The sequence below is a fragment of the Selenomonas sputigena genome (genome assembly GCF_026015965.1).
GTDB lineage: Bacteria > Bacillota > Negativicutes > Selenomonadales > Selenomonadaceae > Selenomonas.
Genome location: NZ_CP110383.1, coordinates 697,297 through 719,959 on the forward strand (window position 1 = coordinate 697,297; position 22,663 = coordinate 719,959).

A 22,663-nucleotide genomic window follows, 5' to 3' on the forward strand; every position below is an offset into this window, starting at 1 on the left:
TTTGATAAATTCAGTGATTCCTGAAGGGTTTGGAGGGAAGGCGCCTTTGTCGTTTGCGGCTGCATAAGCTACCAAAGTTTGGCAGAACGATGCGACAATTAAACTTGCAATCTGCCAAGCAGAGCAGCGGCAAGAAAAAATGCTTGACAAGCTGTGCCCTTTTGAATAGAATATTTCTGTATGAGTCGTAGCAAGCGCATCCATTAGCCCCGGAGCGCCAGCGGGCCATCATCTATGAAAATAATGCATTACAATAGGTTGAGGGAGGATTCGCATGAAGACGACATTTATGGCGAATGCAGCGAATATCGAACGCAAGTGGTATGTTGTCGACGCTGCCGGCCAGACGGTAGGTCGCTTGGCGGCGGAAGTCGCCAAGGTGCTTCGCGGCAAGAACAAGCCGACCTTCACGCCGCATGTTGATACGGGTGATTTCGTCATTGTGATCAACGCGGAGAAGGCAGTCTTTACAGGCAAGAAACTCACGGATAAGATGTATTTCCGTCATTCCGGATATCCGGGTGGCACGACGTTCACAGCGGCAGGAAAGCTCATGGAGAAAGCTCCGGAGAAGGTCATTGAGAAAGCGGTGCGCGGCATGTTGCCGAAAAATCGCCTCGGTGCACAAATGTACCGCAAGCTCAATGTCTATGCTGGTTCGGAACACCCCCACGCAGCGCAGAAGCCCGAAGTGCTCGCGCTCGACATCCGTTGATTTCTGGAAGGAGGAGTTTTAATCCATGGCATTAGTCAGCTATTACGGCACGGGTCGCAGGAAGACCTCGGTCGCTCGCGTTCGCTTGGTTCCCGGTGACGGCAAGGTCACGATCAACGGTCGCGATATGGAAGAGTATTTCGGTCTCAAGACGCTTGAGCTCATCGTTCGTCAGCCATTGAACCTCACCGATACGGTGGACAAGTACGATGTCATTGCTAACGTCAAGGGTGGTGGCGCCTCGGGCCAGGCAGGTGCGATTCGTCACGGCATCACGCGCGCCCTGATGGAGCTCGATGGAGAGCTTCGCCCGGCGCTGAAAAAGGCTGGATTCGTCACGCGCGATCCGCGCGAGAAGGAGCGCCGCAAGTACGGTCTCAAAAAAGCTCGCAAGGCCTCTCAGTTCTCGAAGCGTTAAGCAGCAAGAACCGAATAGAAAGTTACAAAAGCCCGCTATCCAAGAGATGGCGGGCTTTTTCGGTTATGGGTCGTGACCCAGTGTCGCATGCAAAGCATGCGACACAATAAACCATCTGCTATGCGGGTGGAAGATAAAGGGGTATGGTCAAGCGTTTTTGTAACGCGAGTGTCCAATCAACTTGTGTTGAATATCTCGATTAAAAGTCGGTGTGTAGAGGCAATGGACAGAATGGACAGTTTAGATGGTATGATTACATTTCGCGTGATGTAAAGAGAGGAGCGTTGCCGCTACGCAAATGATGACCGCTTTTAGAGGCGTTTTCCTTAAAGACTTGTTTCTTGGAGTACCAGAGTGACATTACGGAAGTTCCTGTGCCAAACAAGTTTATTGTTCATTATTTGAATATCATGACGAGGTAGCATTTACATTCGCAAAGTTGCTGTGGGATTTACTTTGGAAATTTACCGTTGAATTCGGCGAGGATTTATGGGGCGGACTGCTTGATCATATCTGTGTTAAGATGGATGGGATGGCAGTTGTTGCTTTTAAAGGCGGGATTGAGGTTGGTGGTGGACAATATGTTTGCTTTGCATGATTTTTATATAGTCATTTTTTCTCTAAAATCCTTTCACATAACAGACGAAGTCTTTTCCTACATTGAATTTCGATGGAGAATGCGCGGCATTTATGGTAGAATGAACATCGAATGTACACCATCTCATGGTGGTCTTGGCAAAGGTGTTTTGCTGGAACGATTTTGTATGTTCGACTTTTTATGTGTCCAATTTCATTTTACAATGGACTATTTCTTCTCTACACTTTTTGTTTTGAGTATTTCATACTTACCAATGAGGATAGATACGGATGGAGCTAAAAATATTCACGACGTTCAAGACAATTGTGCGCACGGGTAGTTTTACAAAGGCGGCGCGCCTCCTTAGCTACACGCCATCGACAATTACATTCCACGTTGCGCAGCTGGAAAAGCTCGTGGGTGTACCGCTTTTTGAGAAAAATGGACGGCACATGATCCTAACAAAGGCGGGCGAGGCACTGGTTCCATATGTGGACGAGGTGCTTGCTGCAGTGAAGAAAATCAAAAGCTTTCAATATGGCATCACCGCCTATCAGGGGACACTCACGGTCGGCGCACCGGAGTCACTGCTCTGCTTCCGTCTGCCACCCCTGCTCCAACGTCTTCATGCACATGCACCGCACGTCGATCTGCGCCTGCGTTCACTCACGAGCCGCGATGTTGTTGCGGCACTCAGTGAAGGGCAGATCGATGTCGGTCTCGCGTACACGATTCAGGAAAAAGATAAGGAAAGTCTTGCATTCTGGATGCTTGAGGAAAATTCCGTGCATTTCTATACCTCGGTTGATACAGCTGTATGGTGCCCAAACTTTCGTGAGAGGGAAATGGAGATTAACGAGATGCCATTAGTTATAATGCCGCGACCAGGTGAGATTCGTCAGATGGTGGATGATTATCTGCGGAAACAGTCGATCTCATTTACGAATATGATTGAACTGCGGAGCATACAGACCATCATCAATCTGGTTGAGAACAACATGGGAGTTGCGCCACTGCCAGATTATGCGGCACGACAGAGTGTCGCTCTCGGTCGATTGGCTGTAGCAAAGTCGGCTCCGATGGCCGTCACGTCATATTATGGAATACATCGGAATAAATGGCGCAGTCCTGCAATGAATCTTTTCCTCGAAATCCTTGAGGAGAATGGACACCCGGGCAGGGAGGAACTGCTGCGTTGCGAGGAGGATGCGGATGCAGCCAATCGTCGCTGAGGAAATTAAAGACTTTGATACGAGCCTCGACCGACTGTGGGCACGACGCGATCTTGTTGTCGTTGCGGCAGGGGCACTCATCTGTTTTCGCTCCATCTACCGGCGCGCACTGCAGATCGGCGCACTTGAGAGGTTCCGCTATGTTGCTGTGCGAGCAGAGGATTATGTGTTGGGAACGGCGGAGGACGCGATCCGGGATGCAGTGTCGGATGCTGCACACCTTCCTGGCACACGTGCGGTCGTGATCTATCTCTCTTGCCTCGACATCCTCACGCGCCCAGATTTTGCAGACATCGAGCGCACACTCTCTGCGGAGACGGGCTGCGTCGTGCGCTGTTTCTTCCGCGGGCCACTGGCAAAGTCGGACGGCATTCGGCACGAGACTGTGGAAGAGCTCATTGCCTCATTGCCGCCAGAAGACGGCGTGATCACTGCAACAGCCCAGCTGCCGCCGCCGATGAGCGATGCGGCAGGCGTGTCGGATTTCCTGCAGGAAGATGGCGCAGCGCATGTTCTTGTCACGCCGTCGGGCTGTCGCAATGCGCTCGTACGCATGGATCTCATGTCGGGACGCAGCAATGTCTATGCGCTCATCCCGCAGGCGGAGGACTATATCTTCGGCATGGAGGAGACCGCTGCCGCAGAAACCAGTGCGCTTGCAGCAACGGGCGCATACCATACGGTGCATCTTCTCAGTTCTCCAGTGCCCTCTTTTATGGCGATGGAAGCCGCGCCGGTTCTGCAGGCTGCGGAAGAGCATGGTTGCCGCGCATGTGCATTACCAACAGACGGTTTTCATGACGCCGTGTACGGCACTGCAGAGGCGACACTTCGTCTTGTGCAGGAAGCGTCCGACGGATGGCTGGAAGGGGGGCGGACAGTCTTTATCCTCGGGTACAGCCCGCTGCTGTTTGGCGATATAGCACAGCTGAATATCCCAATTGATTTTCTCGCTGCGTACGGCTGCGATGTGCGCATTGCAGGGCGCGATGCACTGACCGAATGCCCCGCGCTGGTCTGGCTGATATCTGCTGCCGGCACGTCTGCGGCGGAATGGCTGCACAAGGAATACGGTGTGCCTGTTGTACGCAGCCTGCCGCTCGGGAATGCAGGTTGGGCCAGATGGCGGGCTGAAATCGCTGCGACACTTGATTTTCCCCCAGAGGATGCCGTTGTGGAGCAGACAGTGGAAGATGTACATACAGATAAAATCCTCATCATCGTTGATCCGATTGCTGCCGCAGCCATTGTTCATCTGCTTCGTGCATACGGGTTTTGCAATATCTACAGCGCAGCCTATACGTGGGGCGAGGAAACTGCAGTACTGTATCGGCAGATAGCCGAGGCCGACGTACTCGTCTTTCGTACGGCTGCAGACCTGCAATCTGCATGGAATGCGGCAGATGTTGTCATTGCCGATCCTGCGTTGCTGCCTGCGATGGGGGAGAAGTGCCTCGTTCCGCTGCCGTCAGGCCTGCTCTCGGGCAGGGATGCCGCGGGAGAGGGGAGCGGCGTGCTTGGCGCGGAATTCGCTGCAGTACTGGACGCATTTTTGAGAGGTTGATATTTTAAAAATATTGAACTATCGTTTTGAATCTATTCAATTGTATTTAATCGTAGACTATGATAGTCTTTCCAACGATTAATAGTTTCGATACAAAGGATGGTTCAAAATGACACGAAAGAAGAAACTTGCTCTGCTCTTCGCATGTCTGACGGGCACGGGCATGATGAGCACTGCTGCTGCCGAGGAGCATCCGCAGACAGAGACGGCAGAGGAGCATCCGCAGACGGAGGCGGCAGAGGGAATGAACACCTATGATCTGCCCGAGACAACGGTGATCGGAGTGCGCCGCCACGCAGGTACTCTTGCGCGTAGAAATCTGCCCGGTGGGTTTCATGCGAAACAGACGAATTTTGGTCTGATGGGTGATCGGGACGTAATGCAGGTGCCGTATACGGCGCAGAGCCTCACAACGAAGAATTTCGATACGTTTGCTGCGCCGTCGGGCGACGTGAATCAGGTCCTCTCGAATGTGTCGTCGTTGCGTGTTGGCACCTCGCTTATCAAGACGGACTTCTCCGCGCGCGGGATGCTTGCGAACGGTTCGGCAATGTATCTCAACAACGTGCCGGGTTTTTTCATCATGGCATCCGGTCCTGTGACGAATACCATTGACCGCGCAGATGTGATGGTTGGTCCTGCGGCAACGCTTTCCGGCTCGGTGCAGTCGTATAACGGCCCTGACGGCGGACAGCCTGTCTCCGTCTATCTCTACACGAAGCGCCCGGAGAAGGACGACTTCACGCGCTATCGGCAGACAGTGGGCGGCTATGGGCACTACGGCAGCTATATCGACGTGAACCGCAGCGGTCTCGGCGATGGGACATTCGGCGTACGCGTCTACGGCGAGCACAGCGAGGGGAATTTCGCCGTAAGCGGTGCGGGACGACAAAAGACGAACCTCTTTGTCGATGTCAGCCGCGAGACGCCAAAGAGCACGACAAACTTCTTCGGCGGATACTACAAGGATCGTCTGCGCGGAACGGAGCGGCGCTTCCAGATCCAACGTTCCGCACGACAGGTACCTGGCGCACCCGATGCGAGCCGCAGCTACGATGATCCGAACCTCATGCACAGTGACTGGGACGGCTATCAGATCACACTCAACCACGAGCAGAGGATCAATCCGCATACGAAGTGGTTCCTGAACGCGGGTATGAACGACATGACGAACCGCCGTTTCATCTACTGGGCGCAGGTCACGATCGATGGGGACGGCAACCTGCGCGGCAATCGCGTCTGGTCGCAGTATTTCTACCTCAAGAGTCGCTATGGACAGATTGGCGTAAACCACAAGTTCCGCACGGGTGCGGCGGAGCACGATGTGACGCTCGCCGTGGATCGCTCATGGCGCGTGCAGTACAACAATACGCGGCGCGATGGGGCAGGAGCGCAGGTGTCGGGCAATATCTACTCCGGCATCATCTACAAGCCGTCGATCTACAACTACGACATCTCCAGCAGCCTTGGTCGGAAGTTCCAGTATCAGGAGATGGATACGAGCATCAACTTGATGGACAATGTAAAGATTGGTAAGTGGAATCTGCTCGCAGCCGTCGCGCGCCGCTATGGCAACTACCGCGGCGCTGCTGCTTGGAATCAGGTGTCCGACACGCAGTATGCGCCTACGTTCGGCATGACGTATGCGCCGACGGATCGCCTCTCGGTCTACGGCACGTATGCGAAAGCCACAACGCGCGGGCAGGTGGTTCCCAGCGGCTATGTCAACGAGGGAGAGATTGCAGAAGCGGTTAATGTGACGCAGAAGGAGCTCGGTGTCAAATATAAGTTCGGCAGCATGTATGCCGCGCTTGCATACTTCGATGTGAACCAGCCGAACTACGTCGATATTCCGAACCCCGCTGTTCCAGGGACGAAGTTCTACCGTCTCGACGGAGAGAACCGCTACCGCGGTCTTGACCTCAGCGTCACGGGCGCCACCGCGCCAAAGTGGAACGTATTCGGCGGGATTCAGTACATCCATGCGCGCCAGCAGCGGACGCAGGGAGGCGCAAACGACGGATTGCCGACGGACAGCTCGGCGCCGTGGAGCGCTGTTGTCGGGCTTGAGTATATGCCGAATGCGGACTGGACCATCACGGGGCGTCTGAACTACGTTTCGCGCGGCACGATCATCGGCACCGGCCGCCGCGAACTCTCCGTGCCGTCCTCGGCAGTATTTGATCTCTTTGCTAACTATCGGACGAAAATTGGGACGACGCCGGTATCCGTTCAGGCATCCGTCTACAACGTATTCAACCGCAGCTACTGGATTCTGCAGCCAGGACAGGGGAGCAAGCTGTTGCTCTCGATGCCGCGGACGTTCATGCTCTCCGCGACATTTGATCTCTGACGGCGCTGCAGATAAACATACAAGAGAGGCTGCTCCGGGACTTTTACAAGCATTTTGGGTGTGCCCCGTATTGTATTTATGCTATAATTTCAAATGAAAGTTTTGGGAATGGGAGGATGATCATGACACATCGGTTTTCTCTTGGCGTTCTTGCGGCGCTGATACTCCTTTGCGCCGTGCTCGCAGGATGCGGACAGGAGCAGGCAGCGCCCGTAAAGGAGCGCGTTGTAATCGATCCCAAGGGAAGAGAGGTAAAGGTACCCGAAGAGGTAAAGAGCATCGCCGTTGTACCGATCCCATGGGCGTCCGTGGTTTATGCTGTGGACGGTTCGGCTGACCGCATCGCGGGGATGCACCCGTCGGCGAAGGCGGCCTACGAGATATCCATGCTGAAAAAACTCGCGCCGGAGATGGAAAACATTTCGAGCGATTTCGTGGGAAAGGATTTCTCCATCCAAATGGAGGAACTCGGCAAACTGAATCCGAGCGTTATCGCCGTCTGGCAGTGGCAGGATGATGAGATCAAACAGCTTGAGAAGCTGAACGTCCCGACGATCGCACTCACGTACGGATCGATGGAAGCGCTGCAAAATGGTATACGCGTCATCGGCCAGGTACTCGGCAAGGAGGAGCGTGCAGAGTCCCTCATCGCGTTCCAGCAGGATACAATGGGATATTTTGACGGGAAAAAGGCGGCGCTTGAAGGACTGGAAAAACCGAAGGTGCTTTATTTTCACGATCCGTCAGATCTCAAGGTGTACGGCGGTGGGGCGCTCAATACGATGATGATCGAGACGGCAGGCGGCGTGAACGTGGCAAAGGATCTCTCGGGGGAGTCCATACCGGTCACGATGGAGCAGATCGCCGCATGGGATCCAGATTTCGTCATCCTCAGCAATTTCTCGCCGGTTCAGCCGGACGATCTCTACGGTGACCATCTCGCAGGGCAGAACTGGAAGAACATCAAGGCGGTGCGCGAAAGACATGTCTACAAGGCGCCGATCGGTATCTACCGCTGGGATGCGCCGTGCATCGAGACGCCGCTGATGATCAAATGGCTCGCGCAAAAGCTGCATCCAGAGGTCTTTAACGACTACCAGTTGGCGGATGATCTTCGCGCGTTCTATCAGAAATTCTTTTCCTATGCACTGACGGACGATGACCTCAAGTCGATCCTGCATGAGTGAGGGCACGTATGAAAAAGCGTAGTGCTCTCCTGTGGATTGCGTTCAGTGTTCTGCTGATGGCCGTCTTTTTCTTGTCGCTCGCGGCCGGACGCTTTGCGATCGCGCCCGGCGAAGTCTGTGATATTCTCATGCGTGCGGCCGGAGGTAATGCGGGGACGGATATGGCGTCGACCGTCGTCTTGGAGCTGCGCTTGCCGCGGACGCTCCTCGCCATGCTCGTCGGCGCAGCGCTCTCGCTCTCGGGCGCGGTCTACCAGGGCATTTTCCGCAATCCGCTCGTCAGCCCCGATGTGCTCGGCGTCTCGAGCGGTGCGGGCTTCGGCGCTGTGCTCGGCATCCTCCTCTGGGGGACAGGCACGGGGACCTCGGTCATCGCCTTTCTTTGTGGCATGGCAAGTGTCGGGCTCGCGTATTACTTCTCGCGCAGCCGCGGCTCCGTCTCGATGATGTCGCTCGTGCTCTCGGGCATCATCATCTCGTCGATCTTCTCCGCGCTCATCTCGCTGGTGAAATACTCAGCCGACCCCTACGACAAGCTGCCGGCCATTACCTACTGGTTGATGGGCAGTTTTGCCAAGGCAGACTTTGATAAAATCCAGATCATCGGGCTGCCCATGATTGTCGCAGGGGCGCTCCTGCTCGCGATCCGCTGGCGCATCAACATCCTCTCGCTCGGCGAGGAGGAGGCACGCAGCCTCGGAGTGAATCCCGCGCGCATCCGCAACATTGCCATTGTTGCGGCGACGGTTCTCACGGCGCTCTCGGTGACAGCCTGCGGCATTGTCGGATGGGTCGGGCTCGTCATCCCGCACATGTGCCGCCGCATGGTCGGCGTCGATCATGCGCGCCTCCTGCCCGCGGCGTGCTTCACGGGGGCGATCTTCCTCGCGCTCGTCGACATCTGCGCACGGAGTCTCCTTGCTGCAGAGCTGCCGATCGGTATTCTCACGGCACTCCTCGGCGCACCGTTCTTTGCCTTTCTGCTGAAGCGTACGCGGGAGAAACAGGGGGACTGGTCATGATTACGGTGAAGAATGCCGCCTTTTCCTACGATGGCAGAAACGAACTGTTCTCCGATCTCACATTCTCCCTCACGGCGGGTGAGATCCTTACCATTCTGGGGCGCAACGGAATCGGAAAGACTACGTTCCTGCGCTGCCTGCTCGGCATCCTGCCGTGGACGCGTGGGGAGTGCCTAGTGGACGGGCAGCGGCCCGATCCCGCCGTGGTCAGCGATGTGATCGGCTACGTGCCGCAGAGCCATACGCCGGCCTTCCCTTATACTGTCTTTGAGATGGTCATGATGGGACGTGCGCGGCGTATTGGCCTCTTTCGGACACCTGTGGCGGCAGACCGTGCACGTGTTGCGGAGCTGCTCGATCTGGTCGGCATCCTGCCGCTTGCAGACCGTGCGACGACCGAGCTCAGCGGTGGGCAGCTGCAGATGGTCTACATCGCCCGTGCACTTGCTGTCGAGCCGAAGCTGATAATCCTCGACGAGCCGGAAGCACATCTGGACTTTCATAACCAGCTGGTTGTTCTGCGCCTGTTGAAGAAACTGTCAACCGAGCGGAATATGACCATTGTCATGAATACGCACTCGCCTGAGAATGCGCTCAAGATCTCGGACAAAAGTTTGCTTATGAGACGCGGGGAGCATCTCTTCGGGCCGACAGAAAACCTGCTCATTGAAGAGAACCTTCGTCGGTTCTACAACATCGATTGTCGTGTCACAGAAACACGTATCGGGGATACGTTGCATCGAGGTCTATTGACGTTGCTGTAAAAAATCAAAGGGATTATTAAACGGAGGAAAAAGAGATTTCATTCGCTCTACTTAGCGGGTGGAATCTCTTTTCTGTTATAAAGAATCATTAACTATTTTCTCTTATCCTGGGTTATAATTTTCTTACTCAAACTTCGCAGATAAATAATGTGTTGTACTATGATGATGGTCTTGTCCTGTGTCAGCGCCTCGATTATCTCTGCGTATTTTGCGTGGAGGCAGGGGTACGGCTGAGACAAACAGCGCAGCAGAGCGCAGCCGATGCGGCGCACACTTGAAGGGCGAGGCCGTCCACATAGGCCGCGGGCGAGGCAAGGGATGCGCCATCTCCCATGAGAAACTTGCCAGCGAATACAATTCCGAGCGCACCTGCAAGCTGCTGACCCGTCGTCAGGACGGCGCCGCCAACGCCCGCGTCCGCCATCGGCAGATAGCGCAGAACAATACCTGTCGAAATGGGAATCACCGTGCCGTTGCCAATCCCGAGAACAAACAACGCGAAGAGGACAAAGGGAATTGCAGTAGACAGTCCTGTGATTGTGCCGAGCAGCACGGCGAGGATGCCCGTGCCCGTGCAGAGTGTTCCGCAGATAAGCACGCGCGGCGGCGAGTATCTTCGCATGAGCACAGGACCTGCAGAGGAGGCGAGGACGAATCCCGTGCCGACCGCCATAAAGACAAGCCCCGCCATCTGCGGTGAGAGTTCACAGATGTTTTGCAGGTAGAGGCCGAGAATGACAAAGAAGGGGACAATGGCAGCGTACAGGCATACATTGAGAAAAATTCCGATTGTATAGCCACGATAACGAAAGAGTCGAAGAGGATTTCCGAGATGCTTTTGGTATGCCTCGTGTGCAGCTTTTAGATTCGGCGGAAGCGACGTGCAGCCAATGGCGGCGATCAGGCAGATCGGCATGTTGGCAAGGAAAATCATGCGCCAACCGAGTCCAAGAAAATCCCATGCAGGAATCCAGCCGCCAAGTACCTGCCCCATGATCTGCCCGAGTCCAATGGACACGCCGAATGCGGATAGTGCCTGCACCCGTGCATTCTCTTCGTATGAGACACGAATCAGAGCGAGTACCTGCGGCACCATGACCGCGCCCGAAAGCCCCTGCAGAAGACGTGCGACAACAAGCTGCTGTGCCGTCTGAGCAGTACCGCAGAGCACCGAGGTCACGGCAAAAAGAAAAAGCCCGAGACGGTAGATATGCCGCCGTCCGAAACGGTCGCCGAGGCGGCCGCCGATAATCAGGCCTACGCCGTAGACGAGTGCATAACCGCTCATAATGCCCTCGAATTCTGCAGCCGACGGATGTAATGAGGAAATGATGGCGGGGGCGGCGACATTGATAACGAACTGGTCAAAGATGGACAGAAACGAGCCGACCAGGATAAAGGGCAGAATATAAAGTGAGACGGATACCGTTGCGCTCGTTGAAGCAATGCTGTTTTTCCTATCCACTGTCATCTCTCCTGTGATATAATGCATACAATTATTATGTTAGACTGCCTATTGTATGATTTCAACAGTAAAATTGTATGTATGACAATGTTGTAGGAGATGTCCTATGCCCATCAATTCGTTCGATAATTATCCTATGACGTGGCGTCCCGCACGCGCGGAGCTCCATCCTCCGTTCTATCGTGCACTTGCTGCTCAGCTCGAATACGACATCCTCAGCGGACGGCTGCTGCCACATACAAAACTTCCGCCGCAGCGGGAACTTGCCGACTTTCTGGATCTTAATCTGAGCACGGTGACGCGCGCCTTTCGTCTTTGCACGGACAAGGGGTTGATCTATGCGGTCATTGGGCGCGGGACGTTCGTCTCGCCGAATGCCGTGCTGCATGATACGATGGGAGGAACGGAAAAGTCAATCATCGAACTCGGCAGCATTCATCCATATGAGGAGTTCAACGAGATTCTTGCGGATACTGCACGGGATATCCTGCGCGGCAAGGATGCAGCGCGGCTCTTCGCGCTTAGTGGTGTGCAGGATGAGGATCGTCATGCGCGAACTGCGTGCAGCTGGCTTGCACGTTTTTCTCTCGCGGCAGAGCCGGCGAATCTCCTTCTTACTTCTGGCACGCAGAGTGCACTTGCAATCGTACTCACTGCGCTGTTTGATGCAGGAGATCGAATTGCGGTGGACGGATATACGTATGCGAATTTCATCGGCCTTGCAAAACAGTTGAACATACGCCTCATCCCCATCGAGGGAGATGGGGATGGGATGCTGCCAGATGCGCTCGCACGGCAGCGTCAGCAGATAAACATCAAGGGTGTCTATCTTATGCCGTCCTGCGCGAATCCGACTGGCATCATCATGCCTGAGGAACGGCGCAGGAAGATTGCAGCGGTGCTGCGTAAGCACAATATGCTTTTGATTGAGGACGATGCTTATGGCTTTACGGTACGCGAGAACGCTGTGCCTATGACCATGCTTCTCCCGCGGCAGTCCGTTTATCTGCACAGCCTGTCAAAACTTACCTGCCCCGGACTGCGCGTTGCATATATGCTTGTTCCCGCGCATCTCAGGCAACTCATTCGGAGAGCAGCGCGCAGCATTAGCATGGCGATCCCTCCGCTGAGTGCGGAGATCGTATCAGAGCTGATTGCCAGCGGCGCGGCAGAGTGTATAATGAGGGAGAAATGTCGGATGTCTGAGGAGCGCAATCGCATCTTTCGAGGGATCTTCCCTGCACATACGAGGAATACACGCAGCTTCTTCCAATGGATGCCACTGCCTGTGGGATGCGGTGGGGCGAATTTCGAGGCACAGGCGCAGCATCGCGGTGTGCGTGTCCTCTCGTCGGATCGCTTTGCCGTCGGCGGGGAGGCGGAGCATTCCTTTATTCGCCTCGCCCTCTGCTCGCCGCCAACGAATGAGGAGCTGGCGTGCGGACTACGGATTGTTCATGATCTGATGGAGGAAAATACGATTCCGCCGCAGACGGAAACATTGATCCTTTAGGAAGAATAAAGGCAGAGCGGGGTGAATTGTCCTCCCTACAATTTTTATCTTGTTATGACGGATGGGCGGTGCTATCGTAATGGCAGAGGTGATATGATGAAAACAATAGGGCTGATCGGTGGTATGAGTTGGGAAAGTACGGTGACATACTATCAGGTCATCAACGAAACGATTAAAAATCAGCTGGGTGGTCTGCACTCTGCAAAATGTATTCTATACAGTGTTGATTTTGATGAAATCGAGAAATATCAAGCGAGCGGGGAATGGGATAAGAGCGCAGCTGTTTTGTCTGAAGCCGCACAAGCATTGGAACGGGCGGGGGCAGACTATATCGTAATCTGCACCAATACGATGCACAAGGTAGCGCCTAAAATCGGCAGGAGAATTCATATCCCCATCCTGCATATTGCAGACATGACCGCTGTACAGCTAAAGAAACAAGGCATCCGAAAAGTCGGCCTGCTCGGCACGAAATATACCATGCAGCAGGATTTCTATAAGAACGTTCTAATCAGACAAGGGATTGAGGTCATCATTCCGAACGATGATGATGTCGATGTCGTCAATCGCATTATTTACGATGAACTGTGTCTTGGGAAAATCTTGGAGGAATCCAAAGCCGTATATCTGGACATTATTCATGAACTCGCACGGAACGGGGCACAGGGGATCATCCTGGGATGTACTGAAATCGGACTTCTTATCCAGCAATCCGATACCGATATTCCACTCTTTGATACCACACTCATTCATGCAGAACAAGCAGCACTCAAATCACTTGAGAGATAAAAAAAGAGATTCCATTCGTCTTATTGACGTTTGGAATCTCTTTTCTACAGATCCCGATGCAGTAGTTATAATATGCAATATCAACAAGAGAAAGAGCATCCGTTATACGGAAATGGAAAGGAATTTACTATGCAGGAACCGAAACGCAGTCTGCCCTTTATGATGATCCTAAGTGCCTTTATGGCATTCGCCTCGCTGTCGACGGACATCTACCTGCCCGCGATGCCTGCGATGCAGGATGACCTCGGTGGTGCAGTGGCCCTGACGATCACGAGCTTCCTCGTTGGCTTTGCCATTGCCCAGCTCGTCTGGGGACCGATCAGCGATCATATTGGTCGTCGCATTCCGCTCGCGATCGGTGCGCTGCTCTTTTTTATCGGATCGGTCGGCTGTGCACTAGCACCCTCGATGGAGGCCGTCATTGGATTCCGTGTGGTGCAGGCCGTCGGCGCATGTGTCGGCCCGATGCTCAGCCGCGCGATGGTGCGTGACCTCTACACAAGCAATCAGGCGGCAGCGATGCTCTCGACACTTGTCCTCATCATGGCGGCGGCGCCGATCGTGGGACCACTGCTCGGTGCATTTCTCATGGGCGTCGGTGGTTGGCGCATGGTTTTCTGGCTGATGGCTGCGATTGCCGTACTGCTCTTTTTCTCCGTGCATTTCCTGCCGGAAACGCTGCCGCACGAAAAACGCTCTGCCGAGAGGCTCGGTGCGGCATTCAAGAGCTATGGGAGGCTCGTACGGATGAAATCCTTCGTGATGAATACCCTCAGCGTGACGTTCTTCTATGTGGCGGTGTATGCCTTCATTACGGAGTCGCCTGTCATCTACATCCGTCACTCGGTATTGATCCGCAGTACTATGGGCTGTTCTTCGGTGTCAACATCATCGGCGTTGCGGCGGTGAGCTATTTCAACCGCATGTTTGTGACACGTTTCTCCCTCTCGCAACTGCTCAAGGCAGCAACGGGCATTGCCGCACTCTTTTCTCTCTGGCTGCTCGCGGATGGACTGACGGGTATGCTCGGTTTGTGGGGGATCGCCATTCCCATGTTCTTGGTATGCAGTACAAATGGTATTATTACCGCGTGCTCCAATGCGGCGGCGCTCTCCAAAGTTCCGGATGAGATCACGGGTTCTGCGGCGGCACTCATCGGCGCACTCCAATACGGCAGCGGCATGATCTCCTCCGCTCTCCTCGCCGTGTTCTCGGGCGGCACGCCCGTCGCCATGTGCTGCATCATTACTGGCTTTGTTTTGCTCGCCGCTGTCTTTGCATTCGCGGCAGGAAAATTCGTGCGTGCATGATGGGGATGCACCATTCTCCGGATAGGATAGAGATTTCCATTCGCCTCACTTAGCGCTTGGAATCTCTTTTTTTGCAAAGAATCATCAGCCATCTTGCCCTATCCTATGTTATAATTTTCTTATAGTTGAAACGTGGGAGGGAAAGGCGTTGCTTGCAAAGACCTATCAAGATATAAATAAAGAAACGATTGACCGATGGGGTGAAGAAGGGTGGATGTGGGGAAAATCTATGTCTCATGAGGAGTATCTCGAAGCGAAGCAGGGGAATTGGAATGTTTTACTGACGCCTACGGTTTGTGTTCCGCATGAATGGTTTGGTGATATAAAAGGGAAGAAGATTCTGGGATTGGCGTCAGGCGGCGGTCAGCAAATGCCGGTTTTTCATGCGTTGGGCGCGGAGTGTACCGTGCTTGATTATTCCTCGAAGCAGATAGAATTTGAATTGTTGGTAGCTGAGCGGGAAGGCTATCATATTGATGCGATTGAGGGGGACATGACAAAAAATTCCCTTTTCCAGATGACAGTTTTGATATTGTATTTCACCCTGTTTCAAACTGCTATGTGGAAGATGTGAAGTTTGTCTTTCGTGAAGCGTACAGAGTTTTGAAACAAGGCGGCATGTTGCTTGCTGGATTGAACAATGAAATCAATTATATGGTTGACAATGAAGAAAAAGAGATTGTTTGGAATATGCCGTTCAATCCATTGAAAGATGAAAAAGCTAGGGCGTTCATGCTTGAGGAACGCTCCGGGATGCAGTTTTCTCATACGATGACCGAACAGATCGGGGGACAACTGAAAGCAGGATTTACGTTGCTTGATTTATATGAAGATACTAATGGTTTTGGCAGACTGCATGACATGAACATCAAAACCTATATTGCAACAAAATCTGTCAAATGAATAATCCGTATGAAGGTAGATGATGAACAAGGATCGTCATGTTGTGCAAGGCGAGACAGAAGAGCACGAGGAGGGCATCAGGATATAGGCTCCTCGCAGGTAATAAGTTCATAATTTTATGTAAATTCCCATTAATAAGCAGGATTAAATCTCAGCAATGAAGAAAAGTAACAAACAAAAGAAACACCATACCAATCAAAAAGAGGGGCAGCCTTGTGTTTGCTAAATCGTATGGTGCGGTGACTTTCGGGGTCGATGAGAGGATCATCGATGTCGATGTCGATGTGTCTTATGGATTTCCTGCGTTCGACATCGTTGGCTTCTCGATACGGCGGTGAAGGAGTCGCGTGAGCGTGTGCGCACAGCGATCAAGAATACGGGCGTGAAGCTCAAGCCTGCGCAGGTGACGATCAATCTTGCGCCTGCGGACATACGAAAGGATAGTTCACGGAAAGAATACCAATTTTCAAGGATTTTATGGCATTGATAGCATGGGGGTGTATATCCAAGAGTTAGGATAAAAAGAAGAGTGCATCTGGAACAGGACGTTCAAAGTGCAGAGCATATGATATAATTACAATGAGTGAATGGGAGGGACTGTGATGCAAAATCCTGTATTTACAATGGAACATATCGTTGCGATGGTAAAACCGCTTGCTGATAAATATCGTGTGAAAGAAATTTATTTATTCGGTTCGTATGCGAGAGGTGAAGCGGACGAAAATAGCGATTTGGATTTTTTGGTTTTTGGTGGAGAAAAGTTTAAACGAACGATGATTTTTGCTTTGGCAGAGGATCTACGAGAAGTTCTGAAGAAAAAAGTGGATGTTTTTGAAATCGGCGAAGTCAATCCGGACAGCAATTTTTATAAGAGGATCATGAAAGAAAAGGTTTTGGTGGCATGAAGTATTCAGATCGACAAAGGGTTGAGAAGATATATGACTATGCCGTTCGCTTGCAGGAATATATTCTAGAAAACCGCATTAAAAAAGAGGCGTTACTGACACAGTTGCCGTTGCAGTGGCTTGTCACAACGCCGCTATATAATATGGGTGAGCATTGTCATAATCTGTCTGCAGCGTATAAAGTCAAACATGGTGAAATTCCATGGGCAATGATAGCAGGTTTACGACATCGCCTTGTACATGATTATGATGGAACAAATTGGAACATTATCTCAGATGTTGTTTTTGAAGAACTGCCAATTTTGATAGAGCAGCTAAGGTTGCGTTTGACGGAAAACGAGAATACGGATGATGTAGGATGACAAATCACCGTTTCAGCTTCAAAAGTTTCGTTTGATTGACGATACATGCTTTATACAACATCCGTAGATTGGTTTACTACTTTCTGCAATATAGCCATTAAAACCTCCACCCGAGGGAGAAGCCGCAGGTCGCGTCCGGCGTGTGGAATACTTCGGGTTTTTCTATGGACGCGGCAGCGAAAACATCGTAGGAAATATCGTTGACCGTTCCGCGAACGCCGAGCGTTGCGCCTGCGAGCACATGCCCGTTGTAGAGATCGGCGCCGTAGCCATAGACGGCGCCGACATTGAGGCCGAGATAGAGTTCCGCCTTTTGTTTCGGGAACTGCAGCCGCTCCTGCCGTGCAGCCTCCTGCGCCCGCGACTGGTCGAGCTGCTCCTGCTGCGAGAGCGGAGCAGCTTGGGCGGGAGAGACGGATAAGGGGAGGATGGCTGCTGCGAGCAGGAGGGCGGATGGGAGTTTGTTTGGGATCAAATGGATTCACCTCGAACTTCTTGGGTCGTAGCTTTATTCATCGAAGTCGTCGTCATCTTGGATAAAGCCTGTGTCCCAACCTCCGACATCTACGCGACACTTGTCGATGTAGAAACAGTCCATCGGGTAGTCTCGAAAGCCGGGCTTTTTGCTGTACATGATCAGTGCTCGTTCAGCTTTTTCTCTTGTTGAAAAAATGCCGAGCATCTTGAAGATATCAATGCCGCGTTCATTTTCATAGTAATGTCCCAATTCATAACAGTATTCCATACTCGTCACTCCTTTGCTTCCAGAATAATTTTGGCATATCGTACCAAGGCTCCGGATTCTTCAGAGAAGAATCTGCTTTTCGGTTTTTCGGATTTCCCGTGCTTTGCCAAGATTCTCTTGAGAAACTGCTTGGGACGCTCCCCTTTGCACATCTGTTCCTCGCTTGCCCAAAGGGGGATATCGCAGGAGATGTTCTGCGGGGTCATGCGGGCGATGAAGCCTTCCTGCCAGTAACAAGCATCGATTTCGTATTCAATCACGTGAAAACAAGAATACGGATAATCCCGGAAGCCTCCCAGCTTAAAGTATCTTGCTGCTTCATCCTGCGCATTTTTGCGGCTGCTGTAGATTCCGATTTTTTTTGCTTCTATGTTGTATCTGGCCAGATCATAAACATGCAGCAGCATATAGACGACAGCCGGCTTATTTGTTTTTTCCACCGCGATCCCCCCATTTCTTTAATCTGTTATAATCGCTACCTGGCCCTCTGTCATAATTCCCTTCGCCACAGCGCTCATCCATAACTCTTTTGGCAAATTCCTTTCCGCTTTCTCCGGGGTTCGGGCGTAATCCTTTCGCCCATGATGGCAGATCCGTCGATTTCTCCTTTTCAGACTTTCTCGTGAAGAATATGTTGTCATTCGGGAGATCCTTTGTCCATTCCTCTCTGAAAATGGACAAAGGATCTGTATAGGTTTCTCGGTTAGAGTCTGGTATGTAGGGATGAAGCATAAACGGGTATCCGGGAGTATCCCAAGGAGTCACTGTCGTTGAATCTAAGATGTAATGCCTAGTATTGTCTGTCGACGATGAAGTGGAATAGGATATTCCAAGTTTTTGCAAAACAGCTTCTAGTGCCGAATCTGCTCTCTCAAGTATGCAATGTCCGTTTTCCTCTATTTTGGCTAGAGCTTCTTTTGTATCTGTATTTTGGATATACTGTACTCCGCTGGAAAAAACAATAGCATAGCTTATTCGAGGTAATGCTTCCTCTAAGAGTTGAACAATTCTGGGCGACTGTGATGAAACGGCAGCGGCAACTGCAGCAGCCGCTGCCGCATGATTGTTCTTCGTCCCACTAGTTGCCGAAGTCGCACCAGAACCCGCATTCCCACCGATCGCCTTAGCCGCCGCAGCTCCTACAATCGCACTGACGATCTGTGCGGTGCCGGGATCCTTGATCTTCTTGATCTCGCCGATGATCGCCTCGTTTACGCCTGCGCCAATGGCGCCAGAAGCAAACCCTGCGCCTGTGATCTGGCTCATGATGCCGCCGATGATGGCGTGGACGGCAACTTTTCTGCCGCTGCCGTCGTCGGGGAGGTTATGGGCAAGGCGGAAAGCTTCTTCGCCGAAGGCTTTGGCAAGTTCCTGTTGCTCTTCAATTTTTTGCTTGTCAAAGATGCGTCCAAGCTCATTCAAAGCGTTGTTCGTATCACGACTGAGGGCAGAGATGTCCTGCGTGGGATTCTTGCGAATGTCGATTGTTCCCGGTGCAACGGCAGAAGTTGTCGTGCTATTCGCATCGCCCTTGGCAGGCATGGAAAGGCTGGGGGAGAGGCCTATGGTGTTATAGACCTTGTTCTTCGCTTGTCGGCTCATCTTTTCATAGCTGCCGTAGTGGTGATACTCGGCGCCTATGCTCTTTGAACTGTAGTCCGCACCGTTCTTCAAATCGCTGAAAGAGAACGTCCCTGTCGAGAGGCGGTTCTTTCCCGCCTCCGCTTCGCTTGCGATGACCGCGCCCTTGAGGTTGGTGTTCTTTTCGACGTAGATGTCGAAGCCGCCTTTTCCAGCGAAGATGCCGGACTGGCCTCTGGCGCTTCTATAGTGGGAGTCGATCGTTCCCCTGCCCGCCGAAAGGCCGAACGTGGGCTTGGAGAATTTTCCCGCGCGAATATCCCACGAGAGATCGAAGCCTGCCGATGTGTTCTTCTCCTCGTAGGTTTCTTTTTCCTGCAAGGTCTCGATGTTGAGATTGCCGCCGATCTTTGCCGTGACCTTATTGCCCTGCACTGTGCTGCCGAGGATGTTCGTATCCTTGCCGCTTTTGATCTGCAGGGTGTCTTTCGCAGCGATCTCCGTCGGGGTATAGGTCGAGGCATTTTCCTTGCTGTTTCCCTGTGCTTTGCTTGCACTTAGACTGAGTCCTGAGAGTCCTTGTGGGCTAAAGGAGACGCCGATGCCGGCGGAGCTTGCTTCGTTCTCGCTCGTCGTGCGGTTGCTGTTTTCTCCAGCGAGCAGCTCTATGTTTTTCATGATCCTAACAATACGGTATTAATTGAAAGGAGTTAGTGTATCACCGTTTATCGAATGATTTTGGCAATAAAGATGTTGTTTAATTTTTATGAATTCCACAAATCAAATCTCGAAAGAGAGATAGGGGAAAGGATTGATCCAATGTTATTTTTTCTAGGGGTTCATGATCGTCTGAGGTGGTTTTTAATATTTGTTTTATGGTATATTTTAATGAATTTAGTCGGTTTTGAAAATGGGTGTTCTCTTGTGAACGATCCCATACTCTGCAGTATTTACCCCAATCAAACAATACATATATCTCTATATCGTTCCATTGTTGTTGTTGTTGTTGTTTGGCTTCGTGGAAAACAAGATTCTTTTTGATATGTAATTGAATCTCTTGAAGTGTGTGTATAACCTTTGTGAAATGATTATTTCCGAAGTTAATACGAAGTGTTCGTCCATAGAGAGAAGGCATTGCCGTTAGTAAATATTGTTTCCTTAAAGCATCTTTTTCTTTGATATATTGTTGGTCATATTTCTTATCCCAATACGCATGGCGAATGAAAATATCCTGTTGATAAGATATTTTCCTTTCTTTTGCATAAATCATGAAAGATGAGATTTTTTTATTGGGAATAAATTCTCGGAGTCTAAAAATTTGCTCATAAGGTTCATCTTGATTATCATAAATAAAAATGGGTTCTTCTGTATAGTGTGTGGCAATACTTTCATATCTTAATAAGAGTAGAGGTAGTACAGGTTTGCATTCTGTAATAATTTGCTTGCAATTTCCGGTTTCTATTGGATGCATTTATGGTACACTCCTTATAAATAACTCTGTTTATTTTCTAGGTTCCACATCTGCAACATGCTTAGGTTCACCGCCTTTTTTGGGAACACTATAAACTTCACCTGTTTTTGGATTCCAATATAAGTCGGATTTCGATTTTCCTGTCTGTTTTTTTACTTCTCGCGTAAAATCTTCGCCACCTAATTCATCAATTTTATCTTTAGGCATTCGTTTTAGTTCAAAGCCACTTTTAGCCCAAACAATAAAATCTTATATTTCAGAACCTATTGTGTCACCATTTGTATCTAGCCATGCACCGATATCCTCAGAGTATTCGGCGATGGCCTTAGGTATTCCGTCAATCGTATTGCTTATGGATTGGTTTCCTTTTTCATCCGTTATAAGAACATATCCCATCGCGAAAACCAATGCTGTTAAAGCCATTTCAGGAATCGCAACAGCCGCATTATTGTTCTTCGTCCCGCTTGCCGCAGCAGTCGCACCAGCACCGGCATTGCCGCCGACCGCCTTAGCTGCTGCAGCACCTACAATAGCGCTGACGATCTGTGCCGTGCCGGGATCCTTGATCTTCTTGATCTCGCCGATGATCGCCTCGTTTACGCCTGCACCGATGGCGCCAGAAGCAAAGCCAGCACCTGTGATCTGGCTCATGATGCCGCCGATGATGGCGTGGACGGCGACTTTTCTGCCGCTGCCGTCGTCGAGGAGGTTATGGGCAAGACGGAAGGCTTCTTCGCCGAAAGCCTTGGCAAGTTCCTGTTGCTCTTCAATTGTTTGCTTGTCAAAGATTCTGCCCAGCTCATTCAGCGTGTTCGTTGTGTCGCGGTTCAAGGCAGAGATATTCTGCGTAGGATTCTCGCGAATGTCGATGGTTCCCTGCGCTACAGCAGAACTGGTCGTGCTGTTTGCATCGCCTTTGGCAGGCATGGAGAGGTTGGGGGAGAGGCCTATGGTGTTGTAGACCTTGTTCTTCTTCTTCTGGCTCATCTTGTCATAGCTGCCGTAGTGGTGATACTCCGCGCCAATGCTCTTCGAGCTGTAGTCTGCGCTGTTCTCCAAGTCGCTGAACGAGAACGTCCCCGTGCTGAAGCGATTCTTTTCCTTATCCGCTTCGCTTGCAATGACCGCGCCCTTGAGGTCAGTGTTCTTTTCGACGTAGATGTCGAAGCCGCCTTTGCCTGCGAAGATGCCGGACTGGCCTCTGGCGCTTCTATAGTGGGAGTCGATCAAATTTGAATTCTTTCTACCATATATTGTTTGCATTCTCCAGTTTCGAGACTTTTTACTGTGACATTTATATCTGATTTAGTAATAACCTCAACAAAGAAATTTAATGAGATTATTATATAATGTAAAGGTTTTTCATATTCGAATAAATCTCCCATATATTTTTTAGTAAATGAATCATATTTTCCATTACATATTCTATAAAGTACGTTATCAAATTGTTTTCGGCGATAATACTCAAATTCTCTATCTTCATAAGGATAAAAAAGCCAGTTGGCTTCATCAACACAATGAAATGAAATATCTCCGAGAAAATCTAAAGATATTTCATGTGAAATACTCTTCAGAAAGACTATTAAATTTTCAAAATCACCAGTTTGTAGACGCATAGAATAATCTCCTGGCGGGATCATTCCTGGATTGACTTCCACCCATTTTTCATTTTCCATCATGAAAGACACCTCTTTTACTTTGGAAGTTTACCGTTGAAATTAAGAGCCTTTGACAAGATTTTAAGAGCATCTTGCCCGTTCCTTCATCTTGCATGGGCATGGGGATGA

Annotated in this window: 25 protein-coding genes and 1 pseudogene; 17 read left to right on the top strand and 9 right to left on the bottom strand. The window is 51.2% G+C overall.

Translation table 11 applies throughout. The features are described 5' to 3' along the window. Nucleotides 1–274 precede the first annotated feature (274 nt). The 8 genes from rplM (at nt 275) to OL236_RS03475 (ending at nt 9,832) form a co-directional block, all read left to right on the top strand. Nucleotides 275–715 (top strand): 50S ribosomal protein L13, encoded by a 441-nt coding sequence (gene rplM / locus OL236_RS03440; protein WP_009646432.1) that lies wholly within the window; start codon nt 275–277, stop codon nt 713–715. A gap of 25 nt (nt 716–740) precedes the next feature. Further along, complete coding sequence (rpsI, locus tag OL236_RS03445; protein WP_006192988.1) at nt 741–1,133, top strand: 30S ribosomal protein S9; 393 nt, start codon at nt 741–743, stop codon at nt 1,131–1,133. An 867-nt stretch (nt 1,134–2,000) separates the two neighbouring features. Continuing rightward, on the top strand, nt 2,001–2,942 hold the full coding sequence (locus OL236_RS03450; protein ID WP_265071334.1) for a LysR family transcriptional regulator: 942 nt from the start codon (nt 2,001–2,003) through the stop codon (nt 2,940–2,942). Further along, nucleotides 2,917–4,506, top strand: coding sequence for a nitrogenase component 1 (locus tag OL236_RS03455; RefSeq protein WP_265071335.1), 1,590 nt, complete (start codon nt 2,917–2,919; stop codon nt 4,504–4,506). The genes OL236_RS03450 and OL236_RS03455 overlap by 26 nt, the downstream gene beginning before the upstream one ends. Before the next feature lie 109 nt (nt 4,507–4,615). Continuing rightward, on the top strand, nt 4,616–6,859 hold the full coding sequence (locus tag OL236_RS03460; RefSeq protein WP_265071336.1) for a TonB-dependent receptor: 2,244 nt from the start codon (nt 4,616–4,618) through the stop codon (nt 6,857–6,859). A gap of 122 nt (nt 6,860–6,981) precedes the next feature. Beyond that, a complete protein-coding gene (locus OL236_RS03465) occupies nt 6,982–8,046 on the top strand; it encodes an ABC transporter substrate-binding protein (protein WP_265071337.1) in 1,065 nt (354 codons plus the stop codon). Nucleotides 8,047–8,054: 8 nt separating this feature from the next. Then, nucleotides 8,055–9,068 (top strand): FecCD family ABC transporter permease, encoded by a 1,014-nt coding sequence (locus tag OL236_RS03470; RefSeq protein ID WP_265071338.1) that lies wholly within the window; start codon nt 8,055–8,057, stop codon nt 9,066–9,068. After that, a complete protein-coding gene (locus tag OL236_RS03475; RefSeq protein ID WP_265071339.1) occupies nt 9,065–9,832 on the top strand; it encodes an ABC transporter ATP-binding protein in 768 nt (255 codons plus the stop codon). Before OL236_RS03470 ends, OL236_RS03475 begins: the two co-directional genes overlap by 4 nt. 193 nt (nt 9,833–10,025) lie before the next feature. On the opposite strand, the gene OL236_RS03480 is transcribed toward OL236_RS03475, so the two are convergent. Beyond that, nucleotides 10,026–11,303, bottom strand: coding sequence for an MFS transporter (locus OL236_RS03480; RefSeq protein ID WP_265071340.1), 1,278 nt, complete (start codon nt 11,301–11,303; stop codon nt 10,026–10,028). A gap of 100 nt (nt 11,304–11,403) precedes the next feature. Between OL236_RS03480 and OL236_RS03485 the strand changes: the two genes are divergently transcribed. The 9 genes and pseudogenes from OL236_RS03485 (at nt 11,404) to OL236_RS03525 (ending at nt 17,079) form a co-directional block, all read left to right on the top strand. Then, complete coding sequence (locus OL236_RS03485; protein ID WP_265071341.1) at nt 11,404–12,810, top strand: PLP-dependent aminotransferase family protein; 1,407 nt, start codon at nt 11,404–11,406, stop codon at nt 12,808–12,810. Nucleotides 12,811–12,906: 96 nt separating this feature from the next. Next, nucleotides 12,907–13,599: an aspartate/glutamate racemase family protein gene (locus tag OL236_RS03490; protein ID WP_265071777.1), complete on the top strand. Its 693-nt coding sequence runs from the start codon at nt 12,907–12,909 to the stop codon at nt 13,597–13,599. A 159-nt stretch (nt 13,600–13,758) separates the two neighbouring features. Beyond that, a complete protein-coding gene (locus tag OL236_RS03495; RefSeq protein ID WP_265071342.1) occupies nt 13,759–14,508 on the top strand; it encodes a Bcr/CflA family efflux MFS transporter in 750 nt (249 codons plus the stop codon). 14 nt (nt 14,509–14,522) lie between these two features. Beyond that, entirely contained in the window at nt 14,523–14,909 is a 387-nt protein-coding gene (locus tag OL236_RS03500; protein WP_265071343.1) for a hypothetical protein, read from the top strand. Between the two features lie 148 nt (nt 14,910–15,057). Continuing rightward, nucleotides 15,058–15,483, top strand: a complete 426-nt coding sequence (locus OL236_RS03505; protein WP_265071344.1) for a hypothetical protein — start codon at nt 15,058–15,060, stop codon at nt 15,481–15,483. Further along, nucleotides 15,441–15,812 (top strand): class I SAM-dependent methyltransferase, encoded by a 372-nt coding sequence (locus tag OL236_RS03510; RefSeq protein ID WP_413777388.1) that lies wholly within the window; start codon nt 15,441–15,443, stop codon nt 15,810–15,812. The genes OL236_RS03505 and OL236_RS03510 overlap by 43 nt, the downstream gene beginning before the upstream one ends. A gap of 215 nt (nt 15,813–16,027) precedes the next feature. Then, a pseudogene (locus OL236_RS03515) lies at nt 16,028–16,260 on the top strand (magnesium chelatase domain-containing protein); the annotation flags it as partial. A gap of 151 nt (nt 16,261–16,411) precedes the next feature. Then, nucleotides 16,412–16,717, top strand: a complete 306-nt coding sequence (locus OL236_RS03520) for a nucleotidyltransferase family protein (RefSeq protein WP_037370324.1) — start codon at nt 16,412–16,414, stop codon at nt 16,715–16,717. Next, nucleotides 16,714–17,079, top strand: a complete 366-nt coding sequence (locus OL236_RS03525; protein WP_265071346.1) for a DUF86 domain-containing protein — start codon at nt 16,714–16,716, stop codon at nt 17,077–17,079. The genes OL236_RS03520 and OL236_RS03525 overlap by 4 nt, the downstream gene beginning before the upstream one ends. A 97-nt stretch (nt 17,080–17,176) precedes the next feature. Here OL236_RS03525 and OL236_RS03530 read toward each other — a convergent pair whose 3' ends face one another. The 8 genes from OL236_RS03530 to OL236_RS03565 all read right to left on the bottom strand — a co-directional run bounded on the left by OL236_RS03530 (nt 17,177) and on the right by OL236_RS03565 (nt 22,555). Next, nucleotides 17,177–17,554: a hypothetical protein gene (locus tag OL236_RS03530; RefSeq protein ID WP_265071347.1), complete on the bottom strand. Its 378-nt coding sequence runs from the start codon at nt 17,552–17,554 to the stop codon at nt 17,177–17,179. A gap of 33 nt (nt 17,555–17,587) precedes the next feature. Continuing rightward, nucleotides 17,588–17,824, bottom strand: a complete 237-nt coding sequence (locus OL236_RS03535; RefSeq protein WP_009647115.1) for a hypothetical protein — start codon at nt 17,822–17,824, stop codon at nt 17,588–17,590. Between the two features lie 5 nt (nt 17,825–17,829). After that, nucleotides 17,830–18,264, bottom strand: coding sequence for a hypothetical protein (locus OL236_RS03540; RefSeq protein WP_009647107.1), 435 nt, complete (start codon nt 18,262–18,264; stop codon nt 17,830–17,832). After that, a complete protein-coding gene (locus tag OL236_RS03545; RefSeq protein ID WP_265071348.1) occupies nt 18,248–20,083 on the bottom strand; it encodes a hemagglutinin repeat-containing protein in 1,836 nt (611 codons plus the stop codon). Before OL236_RS03545 ends, OL236_RS03540 begins: the two co-directional genes overlap by 17 nt. 79 nt (nt 20,084–20,162) lie before the next feature. Further along, nucleotides 20,163–20,876: a hypothetical protein gene (locus tag OL236_RS03550; protein ID WP_265071349.1), complete on the bottom strand. Its 714-nt coding sequence runs from the start codon at nt 20,874–20,876 to the stop codon at nt 20,163–20,165. Nucleotides 20,877–20,906: 30 nt separating this feature from the next. Continuing rightward, entirely contained in the window at nt 20,907–21,083 is a 177-nt protein-coding gene (locus OL236_RS03555; protein ID WP_265071350.1) for a hypothetical protein, read from the bottom strand. Nucleotides 21,084–21,125: 42 nt separating this feature from the next. Next, complete coding sequence (locus OL236_RS03560; protein ID WP_265071351.1) at nt 21,126–22,106, bottom strand: hypothetical protein; 981 nt, start codon at nt 22,104–22,106, stop codon at nt 21,126–21,128. After that, nucleotides 22,103–22,555: a hypothetical protein gene (locus OL236_RS03565; protein ID WP_265071352.1), complete on the bottom strand. Its 453-nt coding sequence runs from the start codon at nt 22,553–22,555 to the stop codon at nt 22,103–22,105. The genes OL236_RS03560 and OL236_RS03565 overlap by 4 nt, the downstream gene beginning before the upstream one ends. Nucleotides 22,556–22,663 lie beyond the last annotated feature (108 nt).

Bases quoted from the DNA above. Each gene is read 5' to 3' on its own strand.
- OL236_RS03555 (WP_265071350.1), bottom strand. From the start codon at position 21,083: ATGCCTAAAGATAAAATTGATGAATTAGGTGGCGAAGATTTTACGCGA.
- OL236_RS03480 (WP_265071340.1), bottom strand. From the start codon at position 11,303: ATGACAGTGGATAGGAAAAACAGCATTGCTTCAACGAGCGCAACGGTA.
- OL236_RS03525 (WP_265071346.1), top strand. From the start codon at position 16,714: ATGAAGTATTCAGATCGACAAAGGGTTGAGAAGATATATGACTATGCC.
- OL236_RS03465 (WP_265071337.1), top strand. From the start codon at position 6,982: ATGACACATCGGTTTTCTCTTGGCGTTCTTGCGGCGCTGATACTCCTT.
- rplM (WP_009646432.1), top strand. From the start codon at position 275: ATGAAGACGACATTTATGGCGAATGCAGCGAATATCGAACGCAAGTGG.
- OL236_RS03495 (WP_265071342.1), top strand. From the start codon at position 13,759: ATGATGATCCTAAGTGCCTTTATGGCATTCGCCTCGCTGTCGACGGAC.
- OL236_RS03475 (WP_265071339.1), top strand. From the start codon at position 9,065: ATGATTACGGTGAAGAATGCCGCCTTTTCCTACGATGGCAGAAACGAA.
- OL236_RS03535 (WP_009647115.1), bottom strand. From the start codon at position 17,824: ATGGAATACTGTTATGAATTGGGACATTACTATGAAAATGAACGCGGC.
- rpsI (WP_006192988.1), top strand. From the start codon at position 741: ATGGCATTAGTCAGCTATTACGGCACGGGTCGCAGGAAGACCTCGGTC.
- OL236_RS03450 (WP_265071334.1), top strand. From the start codon at position 2,001: ATGGAGCTAAAAATATTCACGACGTTCAAGACAATTGTGCGCACGGGT.
- OL236_RS03550 (WP_265071349.1), bottom strand. From the start codon at position 20,876: ATGCATCCAATAGAAACCGGAAATTGCAAGCAAATTATTACAGAATGC.
- OL236_RS03490 (WP_265071777.1), top strand. From the start codon at position 12,907: ATGAAAACAATAGGGCTGATCGGTGGTATGAGTTGGGAAAGTACGGTG.
- OL236_RS03545 (WP_265071348.1), bottom strand. From the start codon at position 20,083: ATGAAAAACATAGAGCTGCTCGCTGGAGAAAACAGCAACCGCACGACG.
- OL236_RS03460 (WP_265071336.1), top strand. From the start codon at position 4,616: ATGACACGAAAGAAGAAACTTGCTCTGCTCTTCGCATGTCTGACGGGC.
- OL236_RS03500 (WP_265071343.1), top strand. From the start codon at position 14,523: ATGTTTGTGACACGTTTCTCCCTCTCGCAACTGCTCAAGGCAGCAACG.
- OL236_RS03565 (WP_265071352.1), bottom strand. From the start codon at position 22,555: ATGATGGAAAATGAAAAATGGGTGGAAGTCAATCCAGGAATGATCCCG.
- OL236_RS03470 (WP_265071338.1), top strand. From the start codon at position 8,055: ATGAAAAAGCGTAGTGCTCTCCTGTGGATTGCGTTCAGTGTTCTGCTG.
- OL236_RS03455 (WP_265071335.1), top strand. From the start codon at position 2,917: ATGCGGATGCAGCCAATCGTCGCTGAGGAAATTAAAGACTTTGATACG.
- OL236_RS03485 (WP_265071341.1), top strand. From the start codon at position 11,404: ATGCCCATCAATTCGTTCGATAATTATCCTATGACGTGGCGTCCCGCA.